Annotated in this window: 8 protein-coding genes and 1 pseudogene; 1 reads left to right on the top strand and 8 read right to left on the bottom strand. The window is 64.6% G+C overall.

The annotated features are described in order from the left end of the window. The 5 genes and pseudogenes from M8J71_RS15115 to M8J71_RS15095 all read right to left on the bottom strand — a co-directional run. A pseudogene (locus M8J71_RS15115) lies at positions 1 to 268 on the bottom strand (IS1380 family transposase); the annotation flags it as partial. Positions 269 to 390: 122 nt separating this feature from the next. After that, positions 391 to 1128 carry an HAD family hydrolase gene (locus M8J71_RS15110; RefSeq protein WP_256248646.1) on the bottom strand — a complete coding sequence of 246 codons (738 nt, stop codon included), beginning with the start codon at positions 1126 to 1128 and terminating at the stop codon, positions 391 to 393. Beyond that, positions 1128 to 2642, bottom strand: coding sequence for a glutamate--tRNA ligase (gltX, locus tag M8J71_RS15105; RefSeq protein ID WP_256248645.1), 1515 nt, complete (start codon positions 2640 to 2642; stop codon positions 1128 to 1130). Before gltX ends, M8J71_RS15110 begins: the two co-directional genes overlap by 1 nt. 51 nt (positions 2643 to 2693) lie before the next feature. Next, positions 2694 to 3470 carry a fumarylacetoacetate hydrolase family protein gene (locus tag M8J71_RS15100; protein ID WP_256248644.1) on the bottom strand — a complete coding sequence of 259 codons (777 nt, stop codon included), beginning with the start codon at positions 3468 to 3470 and terminating at the stop codon, positions 2694 to 2696. A 41-nt stretch (positions 3471 to 3511) separates the two neighbouring features. Beyond that, complete coding sequence (locus M8J71_RS15095) at positions 3512 to 4315, bottom strand: MBL fold metallo-hydrolase (protein WP_256248643.1); 804 nt, start codon at positions 4313 to 4315, stop codon at positions 3512 to 3514. A gap of 131 nt (positions 4316 to 4446) precedes the next feature. Here M8J71_RS15095 and M8J71_RS15090 point away from each other — a divergent pair, with 131 nt between their 5' ends. Continuing rightward, a complete protein-coding gene (locus M8J71_RS15090; RefSeq protein WP_256248642.1) occupies positions 4447 to 5043 on the top strand; it encodes a hypothetical protein in 597 nt (198 codons plus the stop codon). Between the two features lie 85 nt (positions 5044 to 5128). Here the strand turns inward: M8J71_RS15090 and M8J71_RS15085 are convergent, their stop codons facing one another. The 3 genes from M8J71_RS15085 to metG form a co-directional block, all read right to left on the bottom strand. Beyond that, on the bottom strand, positions 5129 to 6241 hold the full coding sequence (locus M8J71_RS15085) for a branched-chain amino acid aminotransferase (RefSeq protein WP_256248641.1): 1113 nt from the start codon (positions 6239 to 6241) through the stop codon (positions 5129 to 5131). Between the two features lie 103 nt (positions 6242 to 6344). Next, the gene (locus M8J71_RS15080) at positions 6345 to 7397 is read right to left on the bottom strand and encodes a 3-isopropylmalate dehydrogenase (protein ID WP_256248640.1); all 1053 of its coding nucleotides are present in this window, start codon (positions 7395 to 7397) and stop codon (positions 6345 to 6347) included. A gap of 171 nt (positions 7398 to 7568) precedes the next feature. Next, complete coding sequence (gene metG / locus M8J71_RS15075; RefSeq protein WP_256248639.1) at positions 7569 to 9128, bottom strand: methionine--tRNA ligase; 1560 nt, start codon at positions 9126 to 9128, stop codon at positions 7569 to 7571. Positions 9129 to 9134 lie beyond the last annotated feature (6 nt).

Genomic DNA, 9134 nt, shown 5'->3' with positions numbered 1-9134 from the left:
CGTTGAAGACCCGCTTCATTCCGCCGTGGCGCAGCAGGGCCATGTCATCGATCGAGTCCGCGCCTGCGACCATCCCAGCCACCAGGGACGCGACCTTCAGCCCGGCGTTTGCACCCTTATCCGTGGGCACGCTCAGCCATTCATCGCCCAGTTCATGCAGCCCGGCGTCCCGCGCCAGCGTCATGACCGGCAGGAGCCCGGCAGCCGACACGAGGTTCGGCTCATCGAAGGAAACTGACACCGCGGACGGCTTATGCGAAACTTGCACCTACGAGATGCCTCTCTTTTCGTGGCCAATGGGTTCTAGACAAGCTCCATTCTCCTTGAAAAGACGGGCATTCTCGGTTTAAACCGCCGTCGGCGCCCCGATCAGTATCGGTGGATCAAGGCTTAGCTGACCAACTGGTCCAGCGAAGTAACCATGCCGCCGTCGAATCCGGCAGCCACCTCCCCCGCCCGGTTCAGCCAGACGCCCAGGAGGCCGGCCGCCGTCGAGCCCTCGGCATCCAGGAGGCGGTTGTCTCCCACATACAACGTGTCGGCAGGGACCGTGCCCAGAAGCCGGACCCCCTCGAGGTAGATGGCCGGATCCGGTTTGGCCACACCGAGGGTGTCCGTTCCCACCAGCCGCCTGACCCGGGCAAGTCCAGCCCCATCCAGCTTGGCGCGCTGGTAGTCATGCACGTTGTTGCTGACCGCCCCGTAGGGGATGCCGGCTTCGTCCAGGACATCCAGCAGCGGCATCACGTCCGGAAACGGTTTTACGTACGCGGGCTGCTTTTCCATATACGCGCTAAGCCACTGGTGCGATTGCTCGCCCTCGGCAAGTTCAATCCCAAAGTGCCCCAATGCCGCGCGGCCCCGCAGCAGCCGCTGTTCGTTGAACGTCAGCTCACCTGCCAGGTACCGGTCGTAGTAGTGCGTGGTCTCATGGGTGAAAATGCGTCCGAACCGCTCCCACCCGGCCTGGTCAAGGCCGGGCAGGAGGTGTTCGCTGACTTCCCGCAAGGCGGTGGTCATCGAGAATTCGAGGTCAACCAGGGTGTCATCGATGTCGAAAAGCACCCCGCGGACGGAGCCGAAAGGCGTGTCCAAGACCGCGCCGCCTAACTGCATGGGAGCCGTCATCAGCCGCGGAATGCGCGAAGGCGGCGGAGGGAGGACTCCTTGCCCAGGATCACCATGGACTCGAACAGCGGCGGCGAGATCCGCCGGCCCGAGACGGCCGTGCGCACCGGTCCGAAAGCGAGGCGGGGTTTGATGCCAAGGTCCTCAACGAGTGCCTGCTTGAGCGCGGTCTGGATGTTGTCCGGCGTCCAGTCCTCAACAGGTTCGAGCGCTGCGATGGCTGCATCCAGGACTTCCGCCAGGTTTTCCGGGAGCCCCTTTCGGGCATCAGCGGCAACGTCGATGGCGTCGTCCGCTTTGAAGAGGAACGCCAGCATTTCGGGCGCCTCGCCCAGCAGCGTGATGCGCTCCTGGACCAGCGGCGCGGCCTCAGTGAGGATTTCCTCTTCCCGGTCGGTCAGGATCTCCCCCACCAGGTCCGCTGCGCGCAGGTACGGAACGAGGCGTTCCCGGAAAACCTCAGGCGGGAGCATCCGGACGTGCGTGCCGTTGATCGCCTCAGCCTTCTTGAGGTCGAAGCGTGCGGGGTTGCCCAGGACGTCATGGATATCGAAGTGCTCCACCAGCTGTTCAACAGTGAAAATGTCTTCGTCGGCGCTCAGGGACCAGCCCAGGAGCGACAGGTAATTCAGCAGGCCTTCGGGAATGAAGCCGCGCTCCCGGTGCAGGAACAGGCTCGATTCGGGATCGCGTTTGGAGAGCTTCTTGTTGCCCTGGCCCATGACGTAGGGCAGGTGGCCAAACTCCGGCATGTACTGTGCAACGCCCACGGCGTACAGGGCGCGGTAGAGGGCAATCTGGCGCGGAGTAGAGCTGAGCAGGTCCTCACCGCGGAGGATATGGGTGATGCCCATCAGGGCATCGTCCACCGGGTTCACCAGCGTGTACAGGGGCGCACCGTTGGCACGGACCACTGCGAAGTCCGGGACGGACCCGGCACGGAAGGTGATCTCGCCGCGCACGAGGTCATTGAAGGTGATGTCCTCGTCGGGCATCCGCAGCCGCAGGACGGCTTCGCGGCCTTCTGCCTTGAACTGGGCGAGCTGCTCCTCCGTCAGGTGGCGGTCAAAGCCGTCATAGCCAAGCTTCGGGTCGCGTCCCGCGGCACGGTGGCGCGCTTCGATTTCCTCCGGCGTGGAGTACGACTCGTAGACAAAGCCACCCTCCCGGAGACGGGCAATGACGTCCTGGTAGATTCCGCTTCGCTGCGACTGCCGGTACGGCTCATGCGGGCCGCCCACTTCCACGCCCTCGTCCCAGGCGATGCCCAGCCACTTCAGCGCGTCGAGCAGCTGGTGGTAGCTTTCCTCGCTGTCCCGCGCCGAGTCCGTGTCCTCGATCCGGAACACCATGGTGCCCTTGGTGTGGCGGGCGTAGGCCCAGTTGAACAGTGCCGTGCGGATCAGCCCGACGTGGGGAGTGCCGGTGGGCGACGGGCAGAAGCGGACCCGAACGGGCGTGTCAGCGGTGACGGGCGGGATAGAGGCAGCATTCGACGCAGAAGCAGTAGTCATAGTGGCTCCAACTTTACCGTCTGGCGCAAAGCCCCAGCGCGGAGCCAGGCGTCAGCGGCGGACGATCGGGTTGGACAGGCGGCCGATCCCCTCGATCTCCACTTCAAATCGGTCGCCAGCGCTGACCAGGCCCACTCCGGCCGGCGTCCCGGTCATGATCACGTCGCCGGGAAGGAGGGTAAACGCCTGGGAGACAACGGACACGAGTTCCCGTACTCCTCTGATCATCTGGCTGGTACTGCCGTCCTGCCGCAGCTCGCCGTTGAGCCGGCCCTGGATCTGCAGGTCCTCCGTATCAAGGTCCGTCTCGATCCACGGGCCCAGGGGCGCGGAGGTGTCAAAGCCCTTGGCCCGGGTCCACTGCAAATCGGTCTTCTGGACATCCCTTGCCGTGAGGTCGTTGCCGCATGTGTAGCCGAAGATGACGTCGTCCACGCGTTCCTCGGGCACGTCCTTGCAGATCCGTCCGATCACGACGCACAGCTCCGCCTCGAAGGAGACTTCCTCGGAGAACTCGGGCAGCACCACGGGATCGTTGGGGCCCACGACGGCGGTGTTGGGCTTCAGGAAAAGGAGCGGCTGGGCGGGGACTTCGTTTCCGAGTTCATGGGCGTGTTCCACGAAGTTGCGTCCCACGCCGATCCCTTTGCTGCGGGGAATGATGGGGGCAAGCAGCCGGACGTCTTCCAGCTTGTGGCGGACGGAGGTACGCTCCACCCCGTTGAAGAAAGGGTCCCCGTGGATGACAGTGATTTCCTCACTGCCCGTGTCACCTTCGACAACGCCGTAGAGGGGATCAGAATCGACGACAAACCTGGCAATACGCATGGCTCCTACCCTACCGTCTCGCCACACCGGCACCCGCCGTCTTATGGCCTGTCGGCCCAGCCCCGCAGGTAGTGAAGCTGGGCGGCAACGGACGTGACAGCTGCGCGCCGCACGGAAGGGTCGACGTCGGAATAGACAGCGTCAGCAACGTCACCGACGGTGGCATCCCGGCCGAGCCGGTCCAGGGCCGCGCGGATCTGCGCCAGGCGTTCGAGGCGATGGGCACGGTAGTCCCCGACGACGTCCGTCAAGGACGGCAGGACAGGGCCGTGGGCGGGCAGGACGGCGGCGGGCCCCAGCGATTCCAGCCTGTCGAGGGAGGTCAGGTACTCCCCGAGGGTGCCGTCCGGATAGTCAAGCATCGTGGTGCCGCTGCCCAGGATGGTGTCCCCGGTCAGCACCGAGCCGTGCGGGCCGTCGCCGGGGAGGTGGAAGCATACTGAATCGGAGGTGTGGCCGGGCGTTGCCAGCACGCTGACGTCAAGGCCCGCTGAATGGAGTACCTCGCCGTCGAGCAGCGGCGTGCCGTTGCCGTGGCAGTGCGCAGGGTCCGATGCGCGTACCGGGGCGCCGGTCAGTTGATGAAGACGTGCGGAGCCGGCGGTGTGGTCCGCGTGGCGGTGGGTGATGAGGATAAGTTCAACAGGGCCTGCACCGGCGAGTGCCTGGAGGTGGGCCTCGTCGGGGGGACCCGGGTCAACCACGACGGCGCCCGGATGGCCGGGGTGCCGCAGCAGGTAGGAGTTGGTGCCGGCGAGGCTCATGGGCCCGGGGTTGGGGGCCAGGACGAACTGCGTCAAGGCTGAGCTGCGCTGCAGGAGGGGGCCGGAAGCTGGAGTCACCATCCCATCTTTGCACCGGCTCGTGAGCGCCGCGGCCGTTGCGCGGGGAACAGGCCGGAATAGAACACGCAGGGCCCCGGGTTGAGCATCAAGGAAGACTAATCGATCCCCCCAGAAAGCCGGAACCACACCGTATGAGCACCGCAACCAGACTTGCCGACCTCCTCGCCGAAGCTGATGCCGCCGGCCACGACCATGCCGCAACGGAAAAGAACAGCGGACTCCGGCACATCCACAACCACGCCACGGGCAGCATCGTCTGGTTCCCCACCTGGAAGAAGTTCCGCGAGACCGCCGACTGGAGCGAAGCGGTTGAGGGTCTCACCAAAAATCTGACGTCCGGTGCGGCGCCCGTAGAGGAAGCGGCCTCCGGGCTCCTGGCGGAAGAACTGGACGAGCTTCTGAAACGGGCCGCTGCCTCCGGCGATGCAGCCCTGTTTGTCCAGGAGAACCTCACGCCCCACTTGACAAGGACTTGGGCTATTGCAGACGCCGTCTCGAAAGCAACAGGGCAGGAGCTGCCCTCCGGCAACACGACGCCGCCTCTATTCGCCGATTACCCCTACGATGTGTACGCGCAGGACGGCGGCGTCTTCGCGACGACGCTGTGGAACGACATTATCGACGCCCGCCGCAACCGTGCACTGGAGGAGGAAGCTGCACGGAAGGCCCTGAAGCCCGTTTCCCGCAAGGCACTGAAGAATGCCGCCCGGAAGGCCGCGCGGCGCTAACCCTCCCTCCGCACAACGAACGGCGCCTGCCGGGGATGAGCCCGGCAGGCGCCGTCGTAATTTTTTCAGTCAGGGAAACGCAGGACTAGGCGAGCCTGGTCAGCCAGCCGTGCGTGTCGGGGACTGCGCCGGTCTGGATGCCCAACAGCTTTTCGCGGATGGCCATGGTGGTTTCCCCGGCCTTGGCGTCCTCGGAACCGATGAACTCCGTGGTGTCCTTGAGGACCCCGATCGGGGTGATGACGGCGGCAGTACCGCAGGCGAAGACCTCGGCAATCTCACCGGAGGCAACGCCGTCGCGCCATTCATCGAGGGTGATCTTCCGCTCGGTGACGTCGCGTCCCATGTCCTTGGCCACCTGGATAACGGACATCCGGGTGATGCCTTCGAGGATGGTGCCGGTCAGCGCGGGGGTGACCAGTGAGCCGTCCTTCATCACGAAGAACACGTTCATCCCGCCCAGTTCCTCAACAGCGTTGTCATTGAACTGGTCCAGGAAGAGAACCTGCTTGCAGCCGTTGGCCTCGGCCTCCTGCTGGGCAATCAGCGACGCTGCGTAATTGCCGCCGCACTTCGCATCGCCGGTACCGCCACGGCCTGCACGGGCGTATTCCCGGGAGATCCAGATGGACACGGGCTTGAGTTCGCCGCCGAAGTAGTTGCCGGCCGGTGAGGCGATCACCCGGAAGGAAACCTCGCGTGCGGCGCGGACGCCCAGGAAGGCCTCGGTGGCAATCATGAACGGCCGCAGGTACAGGGCCTCACCGTCACCGCTGGGAACCCAGTCCTTGTCGGCGGCAACCAGTTCACGGATTGCTCCGAGGAAGTACTCGGCAGGCAGTTCCGGAAGGGCGAGCCGGCGGGCGGACTTGTTCAGGCGCGCTGCGTTCGCCTCCGGGCGGAAGGACCAGATGGACCCGTCCGCGTGGCGGTACGCCTTGAGCCCTTCGAAGATCTCCTGGCCGTAGTGCAGCACTGCAGCTGACGGGTCCAGGGAGATCGGTCCGTAGGCTTCCACCCGGGCGTTGTGCCAGCCGCCGTTGCCGTTCTCGTCCACGGTGTAGTCGACGATGGCGGTGTGGTCAGTGAAGTGATTGCCGAATCCCGGGTTGGCCAGGATGGCTGCACGCTCTTCAGCAGACTTCGGGTTGTCCGAGAGCTGCTGCGAAAATTCGACGCCGTGGGCAGTCTGAGTCATGGTTCCTCCACGATCGGCCGCCTTGGCCTCAGCGTTGAACGTCAAGGCGGCATTTGGTGATTCGAGACAAGCTTACGCCCGATGCCGCCAGCCCCAGGCGCGGCTACAGGCCGGCGGCGATGGCGTCGCCCACAGCGGTGGTGGTGCGTGCACCGCCGTCGCGCTTTTCGACGTCGGCGCTCACTGCCGCCTCGATCCTGCGGGCTGCCCGGGTGTAGCCAAGGTGGTCCAGCAGGAGCGCTGCGGACAGGATGGCGGCGGTGGGGTCTGCCTTGCCCTGGCCGGCAATATCGGGGGCAGAGCCATGGACCGGCTCGAACATCGACGGCGCGGTGCGGTCCATGTTGATGTTGCCGGATGCTGCCAGCCCGATGCCGCCGGTGATGGCTGCCGCAAGATCGGTGAGGATGTCGCCGAAGAGGTTGTCGGTGACGATGACGTCGAAGCGGGACGGATCGGTGACCATAAAGATGGTTGCGGCGTCCACGTGCAGGTAGTCGTGGGTGACCTCCGGGAACTCCTGTGCCACGGCCTCGACCGTACGCTTCCAGAGGTGCCCGGCGAAGACCAGGACGTTGTGCTTGTGGACCAGGGTGACGTGCTTGCGCTCCCTCGCGCTGGCCCGGCGGAAGGCGTCCCGGACAACGCGCTCAACACCGTGGGCGGTGTTCAGCGAGACTTCCGTGGCCACTTCATGGGGAGTTCCGGCGCGGAGGGTGCCGCCGTTGCCGACGTACGGGCCCTCGGTACCTTCGCGGACCACGATGAAGTCGATGACACCGGGGTTGGCCAACGGGCTGCCCACGGTTCCATAGAGCCGGGAGGGCCGCAGGTTGACGTAGTGGTCCAGGCTGAAGCGGAGCTTGAGCAGCATCTCGCGCTCAATGATGCCGGAGGGAATGCGGGTATCACCCGGGGCTGCACCTACTGCCCCGAACAGGATGGCATCCCGGGTTCGAAGATCCGCCAGGACGTGGTCCGGCAAGGTTTCGCCCGTGGCCAGCCAGTGCTCGGCGCCGAGCTTGTAGTGCGTCTGCTTGAGCTCAACGCCCTCGGAAGCGACAGCCTTTTCCAGCACCTTAAGTGCTTCCGCAATGACCTCAGGGCCAATGCCGTCGCCGGGAATAACTGCAAGATCGATGGAGGATGCGCTCATGCTTTCAGCGTAGCCAAGACATCCATATGCTGGTCAAGCCGTCTCAGTATCCGAACACCCTAAGACGCTCTCTCACTTAATGCAGGAAAACGGCGAACGCTCTCTCACCGCCTGTTCGGCAGTGAGAGAGCATCCGGTAAAAACGCACATTAAGTGAGAGAGCGTCCCTGATCAGCCCTCAGCGGGCTCCTCGTACTTGGGGAACACCGGCGACGGAGCCGGCAGTTCGGTACCCGCCGCAATCGGCGTTCCGATGGCGGAGAACTGGCGGGCCTCCCCTTCCGGCTGGCCGAGGGTGCCAAGGAGCGCTGCTGTTGCGGTCGGCATAACGGGCTGGGCAAGGATGGCCACGATCCGCAGGACTTCCAGCGTCACGTACAGCACAGTATTCATGCGTTCGACGTCGGTCTTCCGCAGCACCCAGGGCGCCTGCTCGGCGAAGTACGCGTTGGTGTCGCCCAGGACGCCCCAGATCGTTTCGAGGGCGCGGCTGAACTCCTGCTTCTCGAATGCTGCCCGCGCGGCTTCAAGGAGTCCTGCGGCCTGCGCCAGGATGGCGCTGTCCTCCGCCGTGAACTCCCCCGGAACAGGAACCTTGCCGTCGCAGTTCTTGGCCACCATGGCCAGGGACCGCTGGGCGAGGTTTCCGAAGTTGTTGGCGAGGTCGGCGTTCATCCGGCCAACGATCGCCTCATGGTTGTAGCTGCCGTCCGCACCGAAGGGCACTTCGCGGAGGAAGAAGAAGCGCACCTGGTCAAGGCCGTACTGCTCCACGAAGTCGGCCGGGGCCACGACGTTGCCCAGCGATTTGGACATCTTGACGCCGTTGTTGTGCAGGAACCCGTGGATCATGACGCGCTTGGGCAGTTCCAGGCCGGCGCTCATCAGGAAGGCAGGCCAGTAGATGGCGTGGAACCGCGAGATGTCCTTGCCGATCACGTGGACATCCGCCGGCCAGAACCTCCGGAACTTCTCCGAATCAACGTCCGGGTAGCCCACGCCGGTGAGGTAGTTGGTCAGGGCGTCCACCCATACGTACATCACATGCTTGTCATTGCCCGGAACCGGAACGCCCCAGTCGAACGTGGTCCGGCTGATGGACAGGTCCTCCAGGCCGCGCTTCACGAAGCTGATGACTTCATTGAACCGGTACTGCGGGGCACCGAACTCGGGCTGGGCCTCGTAAAGGGCCAGCAGTTTGTCCTGGTAGGCGGAAAGCCGAAAGAAGTAGCTCTCCTCCGCCGTCCAGGTCACCTCGGTGTCCGTCTCCTTGGAGTAGCGCACGCCGTCGTCCTTCACCACGGTGTCGTCTTCGACGTAGAACGCCTCGTCCCGGACGGAGTACCAGCCCTCGTACTTGGAAAGGTAGATGTCGCCGTTGGCCTCCATCTTTTTCCAGATGGCCTGCGAAGCCGCGTAGTGGTCCTGGTCCGTGGTCCGGATGAAACGGTCGTACGTGATGCCCAGGGCCGAGTGTGCCGCCTTGTAGACCTCTGCGTTCCGGTCCACCAGTTCCTTGGGCGTGATGCCTTCCTTTTCGGCGGTCTGGGCGATCTTCATCCCGTGCTCGTCCGTGCCGGTCAGGAACATCACGTCATAGCCGTCCAGCCGCTTGAAGCGCGCCATGGCGTCGGTGGCAATGTACTCGTAGGCGTGGCCGATGTGCGGCACACCGTTGGGATAGGTGATGGCCGTGGTGATGTAGAACGGCGTTTTCTCTGAAGCAGTCACGTGAGG

This window comes from Pseudarthrobacter sp. R1 (assembly GCF_024494415.1).
Classification (GTDB): domain Bacteria; phylum Actinomycetota; class Actinomycetes; order Actinomycetales; family Micrococcaceae; genus Arthrobacter.
This window is presented reverse-complemented; position numbering and strand designations above follow the sequence as displayed.

What these genes read in the sequence shown, in the direction of transcription:
- M8J71_RS15110 (WP_256248646.1), bottom strand. Translation starts at nt 1,128, where the DNA reads ATGACGGCTCCCATGCAGTTAGGCGGCGCGGTCTTGGACACGCCTTTC.
- M8J71_RS15090 (WP_256248642.1), top strand. Translation starts at nt 4,447, where the DNA reads ATGAGCACCGCAACCAGACTTGCCGACCTCCTCGCCGAAGCTGATGCC.
- gltX (WP_256248645.1), bottom strand. Translation starts at nt 2,642, where the DNA reads ATGACTACTGCTTCTGCGTCGAATGCTGCCTCTATCCCGCCCGTCACC.
- M8J71_RS15095 (WP_256248643.1), bottom strand. Translation starts at nt 4,315, where the DNA reads ATGGTGACTCCAGCTTCCGGCCCCCTCCTGCAGCGCAGCTCAGCCTTG.
- M8J71_RS15080 (WP_256248640.1), bottom strand. Translation starts at nt 7,397, where the DNA reads ATGAGCGCATCCTCCATCGATCTTGCAGTTATTCCCGGCGACGGCATT.
- M8J71_RS15085 (WP_256248641.1), bottom strand. Translation starts at nt 6,241, where the DNA reads ATGACTCAGACTGCCCACGGCGTCGAATTTTCGCAGCAGCTCTCGGAC.
- M8J71_RS15100 (WP_256248644.1), bottom strand. Translation starts at nt 3,470, where the DNA reads ATGCGTATTGCCAGGTTTGTCGTCGATTCTGATCCCCTCTACGGCGTT.